Source organism: Psychrobacter sp. LV10R520-6, from assembly GCF_900182925.1.
Classification (GTDB): Bacteria; Pseudomonadota; Gammaproteobacteria; order Pseudomonadales; family Moraxellaceae; genus Psychrobacter.
On sequence record NZ_LT900024.1, the window covers coordinates 879,187 to 900,217 of the forward strand.

A 21,031-nucleotide genomic window follows, 5' to 3' on the forward strand; every position below is an offset into this window, starting at 1 on the left:
TCGGGAGTGTATCGATAATGATTGGTAATAGGTACGCTAAGAAGCCTCGTTCAAAGGATGAGGGTGAAAAGCCTTTCTGGATCTCATTTGCTGACTTAATGACAGCTCTCATGACACTGTTTTTAGTCGTGATGGCAGTATCATTAATGGTAGTTACTAAGAAAATTAACGAAGCAACACAAGCGGAGAAAGAGCGGAGTTCAGAGGTCTTAGATATTTGTACTAGTATTAAAGACGACCCTACTTTAAAGAATCAGCTCATCACCGTAGACTGTAAAGAGAACCGTATAAATTTTGGTGAAGCAGGCCGTTTTGGATACAATGATTACCGCTTAAATTCAGAGGGTATAAAGGCTTTAAGTGCTTTGGTCCCTGTTGTCTTGGAAGCTGCCAATAGTGAAAACGGCAAAAAATGGTTTAAACAGATTGTGATTGAGGGCTTTACAGATACGGATGGATCATATTTATATAACCTGAATTTAAGTTTGCGTCGTTCGGAGTGGGTGATGTGCAGTTTATTGGACCCCACATTCAATCAAGAAATTACCTTAACTGACGCGCAAAAAAATCAAATCAAACAGCTATTTTTGGCTGGTGGCGTCTCATTCAATGCGGCAAAAGACAGTAAAGAAGCTTCACGTCGTGTAGAGCTGCGGATGCAGTTCTATGGCTTAAAAGAAAAAGACAGTGCTGAGGCGCAGCCGATTTTCGTCTCTGCCCCTATTGAAACCTGTCAGCTGGCAAGGTGAATGTGATGAGTATCGCTATTTTAAAGCAGAGGTTAAATCAGAGTGTCAATAATTTCTCTGAGCCTGCCCAAATACATAATAAGTTTGCCAGACCGAATAAATTAATTAAGACATTAAAGCTCATTGAACGTAAGTTTGATGATATGGAGAACGCTCAGCCTATCGAAGAAAAGATTGTGAACTCAATTTTAAAGTTAGAAAAGCATGGCAAAGACTATCTGACAAAACGAGATTGGAAGAACCTAGCTTGGTCACTCAGTAAGAAGCTGTTAAGTTATGAAGATAAAATGCTTTTTACATTTATAGGTAGCCAGCTTATTGAGCAATTTAGCAAAATGGATCCTGAATTACTAAAGTCCGTTTATTTTCCTCTACTTTATAGTTATTTTGCGGTAGAACAAGATGAAATAAACAAACGTCCCAATAACTGGGTTCAGCTCAGAAACATCTTAAGTACTAATCGCTCTACGTTATTTCAAGCCACTCCTCGACCTAAAAAATGGCTTACCACGTTAACTGATCATCCTGAAGTGCTCTCAATGGATCCTTCTAAAAGATTTATTCGTGACTTTTTACACAATAGCGATGACAGCAGAGTGAGTAATCAGTTAGAAAATTTAAGCATTGCTCCTAATAGCTGGTTTTGGGATAGCTTGGTAAATTCTTCGATTAAATCAGTTAAGACAATGAAAGAAGATGACTACTTCAAAGTAATTCCGCGTTTCTTACTATTACTTGAAAAAAATCCAATTTATACCACAGCTATTTTAACGGCTCTACTTGAACGTTATGCTTCTACCTCAAAACGCACGGTAGTACACGAAGCTTTAAAGAACGTCTGTTTGACGCAATGGGGTAACCCGCAATACGACTCATCAGCAGGTTGGCGGAATGTCGGTTCAGATACTAGAAAAATGGTGGTTCAGTGGTTTGTCAGAGCAGATTTGGAAGCCTTCTTTAAGTTATTCAGCGATACAGCCGATATCAATCGCTTTGATTACTGGATTAAGTTCATTGATAAAATCTCTTTTTCTCAGATATTTTTAGGACCAGCTGCCGTGCAATCTAGGCATTCTGAGCATAAAAAATTTAGAGAGCTTAACCACGGTAGATTGAAAAATCTTGTAGGTTCTACTGCTAGTAATAATGCTTTTCTACTAAAAATTGATAATATCCATATTGTTGATTTTTCAGATACAGGGAATGCTTGTTATGGATATAGTAATTTACCTTTTAATATTAATAAGAAAAACATAACTGTTTTTGAATTAAAGAGCAAACAGCATTCAATCTTTAAAAGTGGGTCTGGCCGAGGGATGAGTTTAAGTCATTCAGGAAACTGGGAAGCGAGATTTGATGAAAAACTCGCTGAATTGGGAGTTTTTTCCAATCGATTGAATAGTCCAAAATATAAAAGACGTTATTAGAGAATAGTTATGAAATTAGCATTCTGGAAAAGAAACAAATCTGTTGAGCATGCTTCTGCAGAAGAAAGTACTGTACCTTTACAGCTGCAATACGATGATATTGGCTTACAGCATCGTTATACACCTGTGGCTAAAACTGATGCAGATTTCTATTGGGAGAGCTTGGCTGATGAGGAGATTACTTATCAGTCGGATGATCACTATATCTTACCATGGGAAGAGCTTTTTCAGATTCAACAGAATGCTGAGCATGATAGCGTTATTAATCTGCTCAACCTGCCGTTATCAAATGACTTATACCCGGTCATTCGTAGTGAAAATGGTATAAGTGATTCGAATTTCCAAATTATTCTGGATGGTTGGTGTGATAAAAATAGGGTTAAGTTTAAAGGCTCAGTCAAACGAACAGGCGCAATTATTAGTCTTACTGGCAAAGACTATCTATTAAGTGAAGCCACTTGGAAACTGTTAGAGAAAATCAAAGAGTTTTCTCGTATTACAGATAAAAATAAATCATTAAATCAAAAATATTGGGCGCAAATACGCAGTTTAGCGAATAAAAGCGAGGCGAATTTAGATGAGTTTCTACGTAAAACAATCGTACTCGCCCCAGAGGAGCTCCAACTTAATCTTCGTAAAAACTTAATTAGTGCAGAGTCAGTGGTAGAGGTGCAGCCTGATTTTAAAGACTCGCCCTCAAATTGGCTACAAATTTTTGATAAGTATAATGCAGTTCAAAACGAATATACGATCAGCTTACCAGAAGGTGGCCTGGCACACGTTATCATCGATCCGCAAGTTAAGAATGTACTAAATGAAATTAAAAAGATGCCAAATCGTCGGATAACTGGCGAGCGTGCACAGACATTTTTGCATAACCCTTTTGCCCAATTAGGGGAAGATGCCTTAGAGGTGATATCTCCAGAGGGTTTTGAGCAATCAAAAGAAGAGGCAGAAATCTATAGCTATCGTTTGCTAATAGATAAAACCTATGATGAGTCATCAAATTTTAGTGCGGCTCGATTAACATTGCATGAAAACTCGAGTCGAGAAAAAGATGCCATCCTGTTAGAGCTTTCAAATCTAACGCAAGCTCAACACTTTATTGCTACCTATGAGAAGTCATCACCTGTTTTCCTGTGGGCAGGTTACAGTATAGATAAAACCAACTACTTAGACAACCAGATAGAAGCGCTGAAAAATGACCTAGAAAAAATTCAGCAACATAAAGATGATTTACAAGCTAAGACCGTATTAGATTTAAGTAATTATAGCGATAGAGTGATAGGAATTGGTGAAGCTGAAAAATTGAGCTCTGAAGCAATTCAAAAAGATAGTGGCGAATCCGAATGGTTACCACAGAATCTTATTGATGAGTCAGCTAGCTTATCCCAATTTACTTCTGATAATACTGATGCCACCACTGAACTACTTGAGCAACGTATCCATCATGCAGAGGCAGAAGGGGAGGGCTTTGTTCTGCACCCAGACAGCAATGTATCTATTCCATTAGATGATGCAAAAAAATTACTTGATGAGCTGCGTGATTCAAAAGGTGAAGACCCGGCTGAAAACAACATAGAGCAAGAGCAGCCAGATACTGATGAAACAAAGAAAAAATCCACCTTATTGATTGCCAATAATATCGATGAGGCTGACTTTACTAAGAAGCGAGCTGAAACTCTGACTTTTGATGAAAGTAATCGCCCTCAGGCCAGATTGCCATCAAGTTTTAGAAGCCAAGAGTTTAGTCTGAAAAAGCATCAAGAGTATGGTATTGCCTGGCTACAAAACCTATATCAGTATGCGCCAATTCAGGTAAGCGGCTGCTTGTTAGCGGATGATATGGGTTTAGGGAAAACTTTGCAGTTACTTTGTTTTATTGGTGAATATTTAGAAACCACAGAAGATAAAAAGCCTGCATTAGTCGTAGCGCCAGTTTCTTTATTGGAGAACTGGGAGGCTGAAATCAATAGGTTTTTTAGCGCAAAATTTGGAAAAGTCTTAAGTTTATATGGCGATAACTTAAAACAGCGAAAAATACCGAAGCACCTAATATCTTCTCAATTAAGTAATGATTACGGAATAACAAATCTACTTGAAGAAAATTGGTTAGGTGGTGCAGATATCGTACTGACTACTTATGAAACCATGAGAGACCTTGAGTTTTCTTTAGGAAGGGTAGATTGGAGCATCATGGTATGCGATGAAGCACAGAAAATTAAAGTGCCTACTGCAATGGTTACTAAGGCCGCTAAAGCCCAAAAAGCGGACTTTAAGATTGCTTGTACAGGCACGCCTGTAGAAAACTCACTTGTTGATCTATGGTGCTTGTTTGACTTTATACAGGAAAATTTGCTGGGTTCTCTTAATGAGTTTAATAAAGATTATCGTCGTCCTATTGAAAAGAAAGACGATGAAGATAACGCGATAATAGATGACCTTCGTCAATTGATTGAGCCACAAGTATTAAGACGTATGAAGCACGATGTCGCTGAGTTGCCAGCAAAACATGAAGTTAATGATTGTAAAAATATTAAAATATCAACATTGCAACGTACACTATATAAACAAGTATCAAATGATTGTAGGAGTTTATCTGAACAAGGACATAAGGGTGTTATGTTAGCTGCATTACATAGTATGCGAATGATTTGTGCCCATCCCCTAAAACTCCAAGAGCAAGCGACTATCAAAGATTCACCTAAAGCCGAATGGTTAATAAAGACTTTAGAGAGTATAAAACAAAAAGATGAGAAAGTTATCATCTTTACTGAGTTCAGGGCTATTCAAGTGTTCTTAAAACGCCTTCTCCTTGAGCGATATGGATTAAACGTTACTACAGTGAATGGGGATTCGAATACTAATAGTAGAGTAGGCTTAACTCGGCAGGGTGTTATTGATAAGTTCCAAGAAATGGATGGTTTCAACGTGATTATCTTATCCACGGTGGCAGTGGGCTTTGGTGTGAATATCCAAAAAGCGAATCATGTGATTCATTATACACGTAGTTGGAATCCAGCTAAGGAAGATCAAGCAACTGATAGAGCTTACCGAATTGGGCAAGATAAAGAGGTTTTTGTTTATTACCCATCTATTGCAGCACATGATTTTGAGACGTTTGAAATTAAACTAGATAAGCTACTATCTAGTAAGCGTAGTCTTGCTGATGATATGTTGAAACCAAATGTAGAACTCACTCAAGAATTGATTCAGTCGATTTATTGAGAACCTACTATAGAGAAATTGAATCACTAGCAAAAACCAAGTTCATCTCTACGGTTTATTAAGCATAGCTCAGAATGATTTTCATATTTATTAAATGAGAAGAAAAAATAGTGAGAGTGGAATTTTTTTTGCATCAATTTTTAGGTAGGTAAAATTTCAGGTTGGGTTTGTTTGTATAAAACCGCAGTAACCCCTTAAATTAAGACAAAAAAAAGCCTCACTATGAAGTGAGACTTTTTCGCTCTTAAAGAGCCATATTTGGAGCGGGAAAAGAGATTCGAACTCTCGACCCCAACCTTGGCAAGGTTATGCTCTACCACTGAGCTATTCCCGCTAATTCATCAACTAACTATCGCTAGATGATGATGGCGTATTATACGCAGTTTTTTTAGCCTGTCAACAGCCATCATGCAAAAAGGTAAAAATTAGCAAAATAGGGATGTCATCCTACTAGGGATGTATGTTATAACATATTTTTATAATAGGTATTCCAAAAGATTTGTGTGTGATAAATAAGCTGAAATACCACTTTATAATTACACCCAATCACAGTTACAACCACGACTACTTATAATCATAAGTCTTAAGGATAAGAAACATGAGTCAACAATACACTATCGCTGATTATTTATTTGATCGCATCGCTGAGGCGGGTGCTACTGAGATATTTGGTGTGCCGGGTGATTTTAACCTAACGTTTTTAGATAATATTATCGCCTCTGATAAGCTACGCTGGGTCGGTAATACTAATGAGCTCAATTCAGGCTATGCCGCAGATGGTTATGCGCGTGAACGTGGTTTTGCCGCCATGGTGACTACTTTTGGCGTGGGGGAGCTGTCTGCGATTAACGCCACCGCTGGCTCGTATGCGGAATACGCGCCGGTACTGCATGTGGTCGGTGCGCCTGCCATGGCTTTGCAAGACTCAAAGCGCCGGATTCATCATACGCTTGGTGATGGTGTGTTCAATCATTTTATCAAAATGGTAGAGCCAGTGACTGTTGCACGCGCGCAAATTACCCCTGAAAATGCAGCCTCTGAGATTGATCGGGTGATTCGTATGGTGCTCAAAAAGCATCGTCCCGGCTACTTGATGCTATCACCTGATGTGGCGCGCCAGCCCATTTATCCACCTTCTACCAAGCTTATCGATAGTGAAGAGGATATTACCAGCCAAGCCGCTTTAGTAGACTTTAAACAGGCGCTGATAGAATTCTTACCCAACAAGACCACCACCTTGATGGCAGATTTGATGGTGCATCGTTTAGGACTGCAAGACCGTCTCAAAGCTTTGATCGCTGACACTGACATTCCTTATACCACCTTATCGTGGGGTAAGACCTTGCTCGATGAGCATAGTGAGCGTTGGGCAGGTACTTATGCTGGCGTGGCGTCACGTCCGGTAGTCAAAGACGCGGTAGAAAACTGCGAATGCTTGATTAAGATTGGGGTGCAATATACCGACACTACTACCGCAGGATTTAGCCAAGACATCAATCAAGATGTGGTGGTTGACTTGCATTATGAACGCGCGTCCATCAGCGGTCAGAACTTTGCGCCAATCGCGCTTAAAGACTCGCTACAGGTGCTACATGAAGTGATGACCTCTGGTATCACTATTGTGCCAAAGCCTTTGTGTGAGAAAATGCAGCCACATGAGCAACAGGGTAAGGATGACGAGCCTATCCGTCAAGATGACCTATGGCATATCATTGCTGAGCGTCTAAACCATAACAATCTGGTATTTGCTGATCAAGGGACCGCTTATTTTGGTATTAGTGATGTTCGTTTGCCAGAAGGTGTGACCTGCTACGGGCAGCCTATGTGGGGATCAATCGGCTATACCATACCCGCAGGCTTAGGCGGCGCTATTGCCTCTCCGCATAAACGTAGTGTGGTACTGATTGGTGATGGCTCAGCCTTACTGACCATTCAAGAGATAGCGGTCATGCTCCAAGAGCGTATCAATCCGGTTATTGTGCTGATCAATAACGATGGCTATACCGTTGAGCGTGCGATTCATGGCGAAAATCAGCGCTATAACGATATTCCAAAGTGTAATTGGCAGTCTATGCCGCAAGCCTTTGGCGGCAATGAGGACAATACCTTATTACTTAAAGCTGAAACTGCTGGTGAGTTAAAAGCGGCTCTACTAAAAGCAGCAGACACTACAGATAAAATGGTGTTCTTAGAGGTGATAGCGGACAAGCATGATATCCCACCTTTACTAGCAGATATAAGCGCAGCGCTTAAGCCCTAAGCGGTTTAAGCTTATAGTGTCAATCGTTTAATGACACTACGTTTAATAGCCAAGGTAAAAAGCCCCATTTAGCATCAATAAGCTGAATGGGGCTTTTCTGTGAATCATTAAGAGTTACAGCTGATTGAGGTTTTACTTAAAAATGAACTTTTACCAGCGCACTTGGAACGCTTTGATCTACACCATCTCGACCAAATTTATTTTGCCAGTAGCTGTATTCCATACCCACTTCAATGCGGTTATCGATACCGAGAACTTCTTGCAAGTTGTATTTGACCTGTGGGTTGATATGCAGCTGATTCGCTTTATCATCATTGTTAAAAGAGTAATCGACATAACCATCAATCACAAAGTTATTCTTTTCCCAACCGTAGGTTAAAGTGATTTGCTGGTCGTCAGCATTACTGAAAGTGTCATCGTTAAAAGCGTGAAACAGCGTAGCTGAAGCATATTTCATACCTGGAATAGGTATATTTAGATCAGCACCAATACCAACTAAGAAGTTATCTTGCTCAAAACCGTTAGTGTTCGAGCCAAACTCGTAAGTACTCGCTAAGTTAACTTGTTTGATGATGCCATTACTATAGTCTGAAATCTTGAACTTTGGAGACAGCTCGCCATAGATATCTTTGGCTCTGGTGCCTTCAGCATCACTTGCACCCTGCAGGCGATCAACGAAGAAAAAGACGCCGCCCCAGCTGTGAGCAGAGGCATGTTCTAGCGTTACAGTTGTCAGCTCGCCATCTTCCGCTAATTCATAATCACTGCCATAAAGTACAGAAATACTGGTGTCAGTAAAAAAGGTCTTAGCCTGAGCACCAGTAGTCACAGTGCCCAAAGCGACGATAGCAATAGCCGCAGTGGTTAATGGCTTGATAGTAGATAATTTGGTATGGATAGATAAATTTGTCAGTAAATTAAAACGCACAGTATTACTCCCTTATGTACAGTCGTTGGTTTTCCCTAAAGGCGTGGCTATATCGATAATAAGAAGTCTGGTTTTAACGTCCTGTTAAAATGCATCAGTACCGCTAGGGAAAAAATAGATATGATTAAAAAAAGCTACTACAGACAGTAAATATCGTCTGCTAAATAAGAAAAGTGATTAAAGTAGCTAGGTGCTGCTACGAAAGTAAAAATCGATAAAACTGAATCAATAGTGACAACCGTAACAAGATATTTATTAACGATTTGAAACAGTTAACCATAATTTAATAGCTCTAACAACTCTAACTTATCCAAAATTGAAGCCCTAATATGTAGTGTTATCTTGCTGATATCGACTAAGATTATGATTATTTTTAATAAAACTGACTAAATGGTCAGGTTTAAATATTTTTTTTATTTAAAAATATTTAGTATATTATTTAAATACTGGCTGTTGACACACGCATAAGCTGCCAAAGACGAATGAAGTGAGTCACTATTGTGAATATAAGGCACTGCTTTTGTTCAATACCACTTTGATGAAGGCAGCAATATACGTCTGCACGACTTTATTTACCTATCGCTTTTTTCTATGTCTTCAACTTACCTCCACAAACACCTTTGACGACTAAATACGTTGTGTAATCTATAACATTCATTTAAAATGAATTTTTAAGTTAAACTTTATTATATTCATAATAAGAAGTCTGCCATGCAATCTATCTCTTTACCCAGCAAACCGCCAACTTCTCCACATCCTATTCTTAATTTGAGCTTTCGCATATTTTTTAGTGCAGCGGCGTTATTTGCCGTTATATTTATGGTGTTGTGGTCGTTTGTGTTTACTGGCCATACTAATATTGACGCGCAAACCCTGAATCCGCTGTACTGGCATGGTCATGAAATGATTTATGGCTATGCATTGGCCGTGGTCGCGGGGTTCTTACTGACGGCAGTGAAGACTTGGACAGGAGTCATGATGCCACACGGCTATAAGCTGCTGGGTATTTTTGTTTGTTGGTTGCTGGCGCGTCTTGGCTGGGTCGGGTTTGGTTTAGGTATTGGGCAAGGGGCTTGGTTGCTATATATGGCAGCCGTGTTTGATATGCTATTTATAGGAACCATGGCGTTTGTTATTTTTCGGGCGGTGCTACAGGTCAAGCAATACAAGCAGATGGGAATTTTGGCCAAGCTTGCGCTGCTGACGGTTGGTAATGGACTGTGCTATTGGGGTGTGTTTAGCGCAAATATGAACCTGACTAAGATTGGTATGTATCTGGGGTTTTACTTAATTATTGGCTTGATATTGACCATCGGTCGGCGCGTGGTGCCGTTCTTTATTGAGCGCGGTCTCAGTATGGATGGTACAGAAAAGGTTACGGTACGAAATAGTAAAGTACAAGATATCGCCAGCTTATTGTTTTTCTTGGCATTCTTTATCGTTGATTTATTTTACCCTAACAAGTATCTGCTGACCATTACTGCGCTGGGAGTGGCGGTGGTTAATATCGTACGTTTAATAGGCTGGTATCATCGCGGTATTTGGCAAAAGCCGCTGCTATGGTCGCTGTATATTGCATTTTTGGGTATGTGTCTGAGCTTCTTATTGTACGCGCTACAACCGTGGTTGGGCTATAACCATAGTATTGCGGTACATGGGTTGTCGATCGCGGGTGTTGGAATGATGACGTTAGCGATGATGGCGCGAGTGTCGCTGGGTCATACTGGACGCAGTATTCATACGCCTCCTAAAACCGTCAATATCATGTTTGGCTTGATGGTGCTAGTCTTTATCAGTCGCGTGCTATTGCCAATAGTAGATATGGATAACTATTTGCTATGGATAATGATAGCGCAGGGAGCATGGATTGCTTGTTTTGTGCTATTTTGCATTAGCTATTTACCCATGCTGACACGACCTAGACCAGATGGCCTATTTGGTTGAGGGTTTGGATAATGGTTTGGCCAACAGTTTGGGTACTTTTAAAATTCACATTTAGAAAAAAACGATGAGAAGTAGAGCAGTCATGACAGTTAAAAAAATTAAAATAAACAGGAGCGCTAGTAAATGCGACTAACCAACTATAGCGATTACGCGTTGCGCTCGTTAATTTATTTGGCAGTCAAGCCTGAGCCGCAAACGCTGGCCAATATTAGCGATATTGCGCGTAGCTATGACATTTCTAAGAGTCATTTAACCAAGATTATTCATCAATTGGGTCAGCTCGGCTATATAGATAGCGTGCGGGGTAAAAACGGCGGTATTCGGCTGGCACGTGCGCCTAAAGATATTAATTTGGGCGTATTGATAAAGCAAATTGAGCCAGACTTTGCTTTGGTGGAATGTTTTGCCACGAAGTTGCCCAGCAATGACGAGACTACTGATGGCACTAATCATGATACGACTTATGATAATGGCCATGATGAGGCTAAGACGCCAGGTTTGCCGTTGACCCTTATCGATGAATTAGCAGTAACCGAAAATAATGCCAAATCGGGCTGTGTTATTAGCCCCGCATGCCAACTAAAAGGGGTGTTTTTTGAAGCACTGACGGCGTTTATTAACGTTCTTGAGGGTTATACACTGGCGGATATTATTAATAACGAGGATGAGCTTAGGCGCTTATTGTCATAAGGCTTGTTGTCATAAAGAAGAGTATTGAAAAGACTACCATTTTGGTAGCCTTTTTTCTGTAAGCCTTTTTAGACTCTTAGGGGTTTTCAAGTTTAGGACGGGCTTTATCAACGGCAGTCAGTAATGCTCTCTTAAACCCACCAGCCTCAAACTTAACCAAACCTGAATGGGCCGCACAGAAATTTCGGGTATCACGCCACTCATGCGCCAGCTCTGTTGCCCAGTTGCAATATTGCTTGCCAGCATTGGGCTCATCTTTGAGCGCTTTTTTGGTCATTGGGTGCAGCATCAGCTCTGGTAGCACCGCTTTAAGCAGTTTTGTTGGAGGGCTCATAAAAGTATCATCAACGTGCAAGCTTTGGCTGGCAGGATGGAATACCAATAGCGAGCCTGAGTGAATCTTCTCATTAGGCGAGATATAATGAATACCTTTAGGAAGAGAGAATTCAAGCTCAGGGTAGCGCTGGGCTACCGCATCGCTTTCAACCAAATCATCTGCCCATTGTACTTCTGGTACTTGCTTGGGATGACGCTCACTGCCATAAAAGGTAGCTTGCGGGAAGTCTTCAGCCATCTGCGCACAATGTACGGTATGAAAAGGATGGACGTTGAGCACGGCCTCTATATCTTGACCGTCATTGGTCAATGCCATGACTTTTTTACGAACATCACCCGTTAGCGCGTAACTGTCCAAAAAAATAAAGCGTCCTGATGGCAATTGGATTAGCGAGCATTGTGTGCCTATATTGATTATGCCGCCTAAGCGGAATGACCCTCGTATATTCCAAAATTCTGCGCCCAAATTTATTATTTGATCGGCCATTTTTGTTATTCCTTAACTTATGATCTATTAACTTGTAGTGACTGGTAACTTAAAAGGTTACCTTTATACAATGTTTGATGATTGTGACTGATGAAGTGCTCAAAGTCTGTTATAAAAAAAATGGTTGATATAGGTATTCAAAAATAAAGTAAACAAAGTAGGGCGTGTCGGTTACTAAAAAGGCCTGCCTTTTTGGTCGCTATTTTTCAATATGACTCGTTTTTTATGATCGCTTTAACAGTTGAGAGACTTCAAGCTCAGGGCGTGCTCTATCGATGGCAGACAGTAATGATGCCTCAAACTTACCTTCCTCAAAAGTCACCAAAGCTGCGCTACTGCTTCGCTTTCAACCAAATCATCTGCCCATTGTACTTCTGGTACTTGCTGGGGATGACGCTCACTGCCATAAAAGATCGCTTGAGGAAAGTCCTTCGCCACTTGCGCACAGCGAACGGTATGAAAGGGATGGACGTTGAGCACGGCCTCTATATCTTGACCGTCATTGGTCAATGCCATAACTTGCTTTTGTACATCACCCGTTAGAGTATAACTGTCTAAAAGTATAAAACGTCCTGACTGTAGTTTTACCAAAGCGCATTGGTTGCCGATATCAAGTATGCCATTTTTTATGAATGATCCTCGTATGCTCCAAAATCCTGCACCTAAGTCATAAATTTTATCTGTCATCTGTGTTATTCCTTAATAAATGGTGCATTGGACGGTTCTTAGATTTAATGGTACTTAGATTTAATGGTACTTAGATTTGATGGTACTTGAAACCTGCGTAACAATTGCTATACCGCGTTTTATAATTATGGCTTGTATGCTCATTTTAGTCTGTTATAAAAAAGAAGGTATAAAGATGTCTTATGGTCAGCCTTTATCAATTCTTGTTAAAGTGGATAGTTATTTATTCTGGCAAACGAGCCAAACGTATTGCACCCGATATTTATAGTCGAGCAAGAGCCAAACTGCATGCATTGGATATCACAGACAATCTTGACGACTTGCGACTACCGCCGAGCAATCACCTTGAAAAGTTAACAGGTGATACGCGACTCTCAACTTAATAGGGGCTATCGTAGGCTGGCGCTTTTAGCCCAGTCAATCGTAACAATTTGCCAAAAACGCTGGGCTAAAGCCACAGCCTACACCAAAAATTATGATAGTTGAGAGTGGGGTCAGGTGATCGTAATGGTTAATATAGTATTCGCATCAAACAACAATGGCGCCTCTGCTTTGAATGGCATGATGGTCACGCTGAGAACGTCGAGATAGTCGATTACCACTAAGGAAATCCTCATGTCCATCACCATGCAAGAAGCTAAAAATATGGATTTTAGTGATGTTGCTGATACAACGTTATCTGACATTCCATTATTAACACCGGGTGAATATCTCAAAACCGAATTCCTAGATGAACTGGGTTTATCAGCATATGCGCTTGCTCATGCTACTCATATGCCTGGCTCACGATTGAGTGAAATCATTAATGGCAGACGGGCGATTACAGCAGATACGGCACTACGTCTAGCAAAATACTTTGGTATGTCTGCGCAGTTTTGGCTTAATCTACAAAGCCATTACGATCTTGAATTGACCCGCCAAGAAGTGGCAGACGATATCGACAATATCGAACCTTATGACAGGGCATAGCTCATACCATAAGCTTTGCTGTTTGGCCTAACATTTCAGTTTACGCTGCCATAAAGATATATAAATAACCCGCTTATCGAACTGCTAAAGGTTGCATTATGAAACTCGTTTATCGAAGGCGCTAGCTTGCAAGCTACGGATAAAGGGGATGTATATAACGTCCTAAAATCTACCGTACTGGGTAAAAATACCAATGTAGTCAAAAGAGTATACAATTTATTAAATGCCAAAGCGCCGGTAGACTTAAATGACCAAACTCAAGAGAGCGATGGTGAAACTCTAATTATGGTTGCCGCTAGTAATAACCGAATTGAAACTGTGAAATACTTACTATCTAAAGGCGCTAATCCCAATTTGGTTGCTACGACTAACGATAAGAGTAAGGGTTACGAACAGTTACCTAAAATATAACCAATTCTAATCATTTATATCTATAATAAGTAAATTAAAAAACAATAAAGAGATAGGGTTATGGGAAAACTGGTTAGTATTGGGGAGGCGGCCAAGCATTTTGGGGTTGCTCAATCGACATTAAGACGTTGGGATGAAGATGGTACGTTAGTCGCCAAAAGAACCGAAAATGGTCACAGACGTTATGATTTAAATGAAGTAAGACCACACCCTTTAAATACACCACCAAAATTAGACCGAAAAACCATTGCTTATGCTCGTGTTTCAAGTCGTGACCAAAAAGATGACTTGCAGCGCCAAGCGCAGGTTTTGGAACTTTATTGTGCCAAACAAGGTTGGCGTTTCGAGACAATCACCGATTTTGGTAGTGGTATGAACTATAAGAAGAAAGGCTTAAAAACCCTGCTTGACGACATTCTTGACAACAAAGTCGAGCGACTGGTAATCACCCACAAAGACAGACTTTTACGCTTTGGTGCTGAATTGGTGTTTATGCTATGTGAGGCGCGTGATGTTAAGGTGGTCATTATCAATCAAGGCGAGGAACTTAGTTTTGAGCAAGAATTAGCCCAAGATGTATTAGAGATTATCACTGTATTTTCAGCGAGGCTCTACGGTTCTCGCAGCAAGAAAAATCAAAAACTAATAGAGGCGGTTAAACAAGTATTATGATCCGTGGTCATATCATCGAACTCAAACCAAACAACGTACAGGCGAACCATTTTGCCCGTGCTTGCGGTGTGGCGCGGAAAGCTTACAACTGGGCCTTGCATGAGTGGCAACGTCAATATAGAGAGGACAAGGCCTACCGTGACGCCTGTTTATTGGCTGGTATTGAGATTGATTCCAAAAATCTAAACAGACCCTCACAAGCCAAGCTCAGACGCGAATTGAACGCCATTAAACGTGAGCTATTCCCGTGGATGACGGAAGTGACAAAATGTGCCCCGCAAGCCGCAATCATGCAACTGGGCGATGCTTATAACAACTTTTTTAAAGGGCTGGCTGAATACCCCGTCACGCGCAAGCGTGGTAAAGACGATAGATTCAGTCTCTCTAACGACCAATTTGCCATTAAAGGTAAATCCATTCGCATCCCTAATTTAGGCTGGGTGCGCATGAAAGAGGCTTTACGGTTTGACGGTAAAATAATGGCGGCCACCATCTCTAAGCGCGGCGGGAAATGGTTTGTCAGCGTTGCAGTTGATTTAGACCACAGGGTTAAAAAGATTATCAAGACAGGTAAAAGCGTTGGTATCGACCTTGGTATTACCGATTTATTAGTTTTATCAGACGGCACCAAAATTAAAGCACCTAAGCCCTTAGCTAAATATTTAAGCAAATTAAGAACACTCAATAAAAACCTGAGTCGCACTAAAAAAGGCAGTAAAAACAGAGAAAAGGCGAAAACCAAGCTCTCTCGTTTGCATTATAAGATCAGAGGTATCAGGCAGGATTCGTTGCACAAAATAACCTCTAGCTTGGTCAGAGAGTTTGATGTGATTGCGATTGAAAGTCTTAATGTCAAAGGCATGGTTAAAAATAGAAAGCTGTCACGCGCCATTAGTGATTTGGGTTTCTTTGAATTTAAGCGTCAGCTTATCTATAAAGCCAATGAGCAAGGCAAGGTTGTGAAGTCAGTCGGTCGTTTTTACCCAAGCTCAAAGACTTGCTCAAACTGCAATCACATCCTTGGCAAAGATGAATTAACACTAAAGATGCGCGAATGGACGTGTCCTGAGTGTCAGTCCAAACATGACCGCGATCTCAACGCCAGTATCAATATTTTAAATAACGCGACTGTTATTTTAACAGTCGCATAACCCCGCTCATTGGTCGGTGAGTTCCATCGCCAATTAAAAAAGTCTGTGGAGTCGTAGTCAGTCTAAGTCTCAAACGAGAGGTAGCGCATGGCATTGAAGCAGAAAGAAAATTTTAAATCTAGCTAGTTAGATATATTTAGTGAGATTTGAGTAATATTTTTGGAACGGGTCGTATAACCAAGGTGCCTATTCATATGCGTGTATACGTGGTCATGTGAAAATGCAAAAGCTGCTAGCAGAAAATGGGGCGATTAATCACCGAACTGGTAAGGCCAGCTGTGAATAAGCGTTTTGATGGCGTTAAAAAGAAGAGTTAATCATAAGGCTGCTATATTAATAGTCGCCTTATTTTTTTGTTTAAATTTACGTTTTGATTGTAGCGTTTAGACAATCCTATTTAAAGGTGAGCAAGGATAAGTAAGTGTCTGGGAGACACTTACCCGCAGCGCAAGGCGAAAAGCTATGCTTTGAGTATGAACTGCGCCCCTAAAATTGGCATGCAATTTTTTAACGGTGCTCATAAGTCACCTGAGCGGTGTCTTTTTTCTATCAAATTTACGTCAATATTCCAGTTATTAGCAAATCCTATTTAAAGGTGAGCAAGGATAAGTAAGTGTCTGGGAGACACTTACCTGCAGCGCAAGGCGAAAAGCTATGCTTTGAGTATGAACTGCGCACCTAAAATTGGCATGCAATTTTTTAACGGTGCTCATAAGTCACCTGAGCGGTGTCTTTTTTCTATCAAATTTACGTCAATATTCTAGCTTTTAGCCAATCCTATTTAAAGGTGAGCAAGGATAAGTAAGTGTCTGGGAGACACTTACCTGTAGCGCAAGGCGAAAAGCTATGCTTTGAGTATGAACTGCGCATCTAAAATTGGCATGCAATTTTTTAACGATGCTCATAAGTCACCTGAGCGGTGTGTTTTCTCTATCAAATTTACGTCAATATTCTAGCTTTTAGCCAATCCTATTTAAAGGTGAGCAAGGATAAGTAAGTGTCTGGGAGACACTTACCTGTAGCGCAAGGCGAAAAGCTATGCTTTGAGTATGAACTGCGCATCTAAAATTGGCATGCAATTTTTTAACGGTGCTCATAAGTCACCTGAGCGGTGTGTTTTCTCTATCAAATTTACGTCAATATTCTAGCTTTTAGCCAATCCTATTTAAAGGTGAGCAAGGATAAGTAAGTGTCTGGGAGACACTTACCTGTAGCGCAAGGCGAAAAGCTATGCTTTGAGTATGAACTGCGCATCTAAAATTGGCATGCAATTTTTTAACGGTGCTCATAAGTCACCTGAGCGGTGATGAAGACGAGCGCGGTCAATATCTTTACGATGAGACATTTCTAAGTCACCTGAGCGGTGATGAAGTAGAAGTGATGATTAGAGAGCGCGAAGTTATATTTCTAAGTCACCTGAGCGGTGAGGAAGCGCCCCTCATCTCTAAACCATCGGACTGAATATTTCTAAGTCACCTGAGCGGTGAGGAAGATGTCTAATGATCTCATGGATTTTAGCGTTGATTTCTAAGTCACCTGAGCGGTGAGGAAGACAATATAAGCCATAATTCTCTCGCTCCGCATATTTCTAAGTCACCTGAGCGGTGAGGAAGCGTCCGAACCTGATGTTAATGTCGCGCTACTTTTTCTAAGTCACCTGAGCGGTGATGAAGAAAGCTGATAGTCGTGCGACCTATAGCAACAATTTCTAAGTCACCTGAGCGGTGATGAAGCAGATGTGCCAAATGATAAAGGTTGGATTGGTTTTCTAAGTCACCTGAGCGGTGATGAAGGATTGTTTGACGTATTTATGACATATAACGCATTTCTAAGTCACCTGAGCGGTGATGAAGTTCTTTAATCACTTGATACTCGCTGCTTGCTTTTTCTAAGTCACCTGAGCGGTGATGAAGATTCAACTGGCTAAAAAGGTTGCAACATCACAATTTCTAAGTCACCTGAGCGGTGAGGAAGATAACGACACCTTAAATACGCTTCACCAATTATTTCTAAGTCACCTGAGCGGTGAGGAAGCGTTCTAGCTGATCGTGAAGATGGCCATTTAATTTCTAAGTCACCTGAGCGGTGAGGAAGAACCATAAGTATCTGACCGTCCTCAATAGTAGTTTCTAAGTCACCTGAGCGGTGAGGAAGGTGACATTAAGCCGGACGGCTCAGTAAAAATATTTCTAAGTCACCTGAGCGGTGAGGAAGTTAGCGTTGCAGTTGATGACAAAGAAATGACATTTCTAAGTCACCTGAGCGGTGAGGAAGCAGCTCACGCATGTAATAGATTTCAGTCTTACTTTCTAAGTCACCTGAGCGGTGATGAAGTAGTGCGACCGTCTTCTAAGTCTACTCGATACTTTCTAAGTCACCTGAGCGGTGATGAAGTAACCAGTTTTCCTTTGATTGATACATCAAGTTTTCTAAGTCACCTGAGCGGTGATGAAGAATTAGCTAATAATTGCAGGTATTCAAGTTTCTTTCTAAGTCACCTGAGCGGTGATGAAGCCTTGCAATTAAATTCTTCAAGGCTGGACCAATTTCTAAGTCACCTGAGCGGTGATGAAGTAAATATCTGTATAATAAGAATCAAGCAATACTTTCTAAGTCACCTGAGCGGTGATGAAGGGGATAGGTGTGACCGCTGTGTTTGACGCAGTTTTCTAAGTCACCTGAGCGGTGATGAAGTAAATGATGCCGATATATTTTTACCTGACAATTTTCTAAGTCACCTGAGCGGTGATGAAGAAGAAAGTAAGAAAACTTACCTATTTTTTAGTATTTCTAAGTCACCTGAGCGGTGATGAAGGGTTCAGCGACAAGCACTACAGATAATTATTTTTTCTAAGTCACCTGAGCGGTGATGAAGATAACACATCGACAATCATGTACTCGCAGATTTTTCTAAGTCACCTGAGCGGTGATGAAGTAACTATAACTCCGTACGACCCAACACAGTTTTTTCTAAGTCACCTGAGCGGTGATGAAGAACCAGTCATTACTTTTGCGCTCAGTGTTTTTTTTCTAAGTCACCTGAGCGGTGATGAAGATGTTGAGTTACTATCTGTTATAACGCCTAACTTTCTAAGTCACCTGAGCGGTGATGAAGACAGGCTTTTAGCAATGGGTTTGAAAGTTTGGTTTCTAAGTCACCTGAGCGGTGATGAAGGCCTTGATTGCGTCCCTTGTTGCGTCTGTCGCTTTCTAAGTCACCTGAGCGGTGATGAAGTTGAAAACTTAGCTATACAGATGACAGAAACATTTCTAAGTCACCTGAGCGGTGATGAAGTAACAATAACTTGATCCGCGACCGTTGGAATATTTCTAAGTCACCTGAGCGGTGATGAAGCGTCCCTCTTTCTTACAGCGTCCGACCATGTTTTTCTAAGTCACCTGAGCGGTGATGAAGGGGTCACTGTTGATCAACCAAGCATCGCATAATTTCTAAGTCACCTGAGCGGTGATGAAGTAAGAGCTGACAAATTCATCGCTCGCCCTTTTTTTCTAAGTCGCCTGAGCGGTGATGAAGGATTCAATAACTTCTTGTTCAATATCACTGACTTTCTAAGTCACCTGAGCGGTGATGAAGAACCTGCTCGATCTCAGCAAGTATGCTATCGATTTCTAAGTCACCTGAGCGGTGATGAAGCATTTGACCATTTAAGCGTCAACAACTCAATCTTTCTAAGTCACCTGAGCGGTGATGAAGATTTTATACCTTATATTATTATATACTTATGCTTTTCTAAGTCACCTGAGCGGTGATGAAGTAATAAACGATTTAACCCCTCGATAACCAATATTTCTAAGTCACCTGAGCGGTGATGAAGGATGCTACTAACGAACAATATCTAGAATGGCTTTTCTAAGTCACCTGAGCGGTGATGAAGTACGATGGATCAATAAATCCTAAACGTGCTGATTTCTAAGTCACCTGAGCGGTGATGAAGGATTAGCTCAATATCACGGCACACATTGTCATTTTCTAAGTCACCTGAGCGGTGATGAAGAGTATTAAAGCTCTAGGTATTACCATAACAGGTTTCTAAGTCACCTGAGCGGTGATGAAGCATCTGATTTTGTTAGCTCGACAATATGAGCATTTCTAAGTCACCTGAGCGGTGATGAAGTGCCATTAACTGAAAAATGGTCATAGCGGAGATTTCTAAGTCACCTGAGCGGTGATGAAGATTCTGTTGTTATGTAACCATCACCATCTTTATTTCTAAGTCACCTGAGCGGTGATGAAGGACCTTTGGTTGAGCCACCTGTGATTTGGCGATTTCTAAGTCACCTGAGCGGTGATGAAGCGTCCCTCTTTCTTACAGCGTCCGACCATGTTTTTCTAAGTCACCTGAGCGGTGATGAAGGCGCAGCTTGCTACTAAGTCTGGAATTACTCATTTCTAAGTCACCTGAGCGGTGATGAAGCCTGGCGATGGTTCAAGCCCATCGTGCGCATTTTTCTAAGTCACCTGAGCGGTGATGAAGAACTAGATCACATCATCAACGTTGCGCGCGGTTTTCTAAGTCACCTGAGCGGTGATGAAGAACTCATCAGCCAGTTGGTTTTCAACAATTAATTTCTAAGTCACCTGAGCGGTGATGAAGTGCCATTAACTGAAAAATGGTCATAGCGGAGATTTCTAAGTCACCTGAGCGGTGATGAAGGATGATGGCATCGAGATATCTATAATTCAGTGTTTCTAAGTCACCTGAGCGGTGATGAAGACTGCTATCTTCGCGGTCACTGCTTTTTTTGTTTTCTAAGTCACCTGAGCGGTGATGAAGTTGTTAAGCTGATGCGTCATGTTGAACGAGCCTTTCTAAGTCACCTGAGCGGTGATGAAGGATGTTAGCTGGTGCAACTAAAATGTGGCAAATTTCTAAGTCACCTGAGCGGTGATGAAGGCGGCCATTAGTGCTTGGTGGTCAGATCTGATTTTCTAAGTCACCTGAGCGGTGATGAAGTTCGTTCTGACATAGTTCTTCATGGGCTTTAATTTCTAAGTCACCTGAGCGGTGATGAAGGAGTCTGCATAAATTTTGGCTTCCTGCTTAGCTTTCTAAGTCACCTGAGCGGTGAT

At 41.0% G+C, this 21,031-nt stretch carries 14 protein-coding genes, 1 tRNA gene, 1 pseudogene and 1 CRISPR repeat array (1 of these 17 cut by a window edge); of the genes and pseudogenes, 11 read left to right on the forward strand and 5 right to left on the reverse strand.

Annotation, left to right across the window (positions count from 1 at the left end; genetic code table 11):
* Positions 1-17 precede the first annotated feature (17 nt).
* The 3 genes from zorB1 to U1P77_RS03675 are packed head-to-tail and all read left to right on the forward strand — an operon-like array spanning position 18 to position 5,404.
* On the forward strand, positions 18-749 hold the full coding sequence (gene zorB1 / locus U1P77_RS03665) for a type I Zorya anti-phage system protein ZorB1 (RefSeq protein WP_321156038.1): 732 nt from the start codon (positions 18-20) through the stop codon (positions 747-749).
* Between the two features lie 5 nt (positions 750-754).
* Complete coding sequence (locus tag U1P77_RS03670) at positions 755-2,176, forward strand: EH signature domain-containing protein (protein WP_321156039.1); 1,422 nt, start codon at positions 755-757, stop codon at positions 2,174-2,176.
* A 9-nt stretch (positions 2,177-2,185) separates the two neighbouring features.
* On the forward strand, positions 2,186-5,404 hold the full coding sequence (locus U1P77_RS03675; protein WP_321156040.1) for a DEAD/DEAH box helicase: 3,219 nt from the start codon (positions 2,186-2,188) through the stop codon (positions 5,402-5,404).
* A 259-nt stretch (positions 5,405-5,663) separates the two neighbouring features.
* Here U1P77_RS03675 and U1P77_RS03680 read toward each other — a convergent pair.
* Positions 5,664-5,738: transfer RNA gene (locus U1P77_RS03680), tRNA-Gly, on the reverse strand.
* Between the two features lie 264 nt (positions 5,739-6,002).
* On the opposite strand from U1P77_RS03680, the gene U1P77_RS03685 reads away from it, so the two are divergent.
* Positions 6,003-7,664: an alpha-keto acid decarboxylase family protein gene (locus U1P77_RS03685; RefSeq protein WP_321156041.1), complete on the forward strand. Its 1,662-nt coding sequence runs from the start codon at positions 6,003-6,005 to the stop codon at positions 7,662-7,664.
* Positions 7,665-7,800: 136 nt separating this feature from the next.
* Here the strand turns inward: U1P77_RS03685 and U1P77_RS03690 are convergent, their stop codons facing one another.
* The gene (locus tag U1P77_RS03690; RefSeq protein ID WP_321156042.1) at positions 7,801-8,592 is read right to left on the reverse strand and encodes a DUF5020 family protein; all 792 of its coding nucleotides are present in this window, start codon (positions 8,590-8,592) and stop codon (positions 7,801-7,803) included.
* A 711-nt stretch (positions 8,593-9,303) separates the two neighbouring features.
* Here U1P77_RS03690 and U1P77_RS03695 point away from each other — a divergent pair.
* Entirely contained in the window at positions 9,304-10,536 is a 1,233-nt protein-coding gene (locus U1P77_RS03695; RefSeq protein WP_321156043.1) for an NnrS family protein, read from the forward strand.
* 123 nt (positions 10,537-10,659) lie between these two features.
* Positions 10,660-11,226 carry an Rrf2 family transcriptional regulator gene (locus U1P77_RS03700; RefSeq protein WP_321156044.1) on the forward strand — a complete coding sequence of 189 codons (567 nt, stop codon included), beginning with the start codon at positions 10,660-10,662 and terminating at the stop codon, positions 11,224-11,226.
* Between the two features lie 76 nt (positions 11,227-11,302).
* Here U1P77_RS03700 and U1P77_RS03705 read toward each other — a convergent pair whose 3' ends face one another.
* Entirely contained in the window at positions 11,303-12,049 is a 747-nt protein-coding gene (locus U1P77_RS03705) for a hypothetical protein (protein WP_321156045.1), read from the reverse strand.
* A 327-nt stretch (positions 12,050-12,376) separates the two neighbouring features.
* Positions 12,377-12,736 (reverse strand): annotated as a pseudogene (locus U1P77_RS03710) (hypothetical protein); the annotation flags it as partial.
* Between the two features lie 182 nt (positions 12,737-12,918).
* Here U1P77_RS03710 and U1P77_RS13510 point away from each other — a divergent pair.
* Complete coding sequence (locus tag U1P77_RS13510; protein WP_414479039.1) at positions 12,919-13,119, forward strand: type II toxin-antitoxin system RelE/ParE family toxin; 201 nt, start codon at positions 12,919-12,921, stop codon at positions 13,117-13,119.
* 111 nt (positions 13,120-13,230) lie between these two features.
* Here the strand turns inward: U1P77_RS13510 and U1P77_RS13515 are convergent, their stop codons facing one another.
* Positions 13,231-13,353 (reverse strand): hypothetical protein, encoded by a 123-nt coding sequence (locus tag U1P77_RS13515; protein ID WP_414479040.1) that lies wholly within the window; start codon positions 13,351-13,353, stop codon positions 13,231-13,233.
* Between U1P77_RS13515 and U1P77_RS03720 the strand changes: the two genes are divergently transcribed.
* The 4 genes from U1P77_RS03720 to U1P77_RS03735 all read left to right on the forward strand — a co-directional run bounded on the left by U1P77_RS03720 (position 13,352) and on the right by U1P77_RS03735 (position 15,939).
* A complete protein-coding gene (locus tag U1P77_RS03720; RefSeq protein WP_321156047.1) occupies positions 13,352-13,705 on the forward strand; it encodes a HigA family addiction module antitoxin in 354 nt (117 codons plus the stop codon). The two genes, U1P77_RS13515 and U1P77_RS03720, sit on opposite strands and share 2 nt — an antisense overlap.
* A 126-nt stretch (positions 13,706-13,831) precedes the next feature.
* Positions 13,832-14,116 (forward strand): ankyrin repeat domain-containing protein, encoded by a 285-nt coding sequence (locus U1P77_RS03725; RefSeq protein WP_321156048.1) that lies wholly within the window; start codon positions 13,832-13,834, stop codon positions 14,114-14,116.
* Between the two features lie 60 nt (positions 14,117-14,176).
* Entirely contained in the window at positions 14,177-14,788 is a 612-nt protein-coding gene (locus tag U1P77_RS03730; RefSeq protein WP_321154409.1) for an IS607 family transposase, read from the forward strand.
* Positions 14,785-15,939 carry an RNA-guided endonuclease InsQ/TnpB family protein gene (locus U1P77_RS03735; protein WP_321154353.1) on the forward strand — a complete coding sequence of 385 codons (1,155 nt, stop codon included), beginning with the start codon at positions 14,785-14,787 and terminating at the stop codon, positions 15,937-15,939. The genes U1P77_RS03730 and U1P77_RS03735 overlap by 4 nt, the downstream gene beginning before the upstream one ends.
* Positions 15,940-17,223: 1,284 nt before the next feature.
* Positions 17,224-21,031: a CRISPR direct-repeat array (repeat unit 28 nt; unit sequence TTTCTAAGTCACCTGAGCGGTGATGAAG); it runs 1,567 nt beyond the window's last position.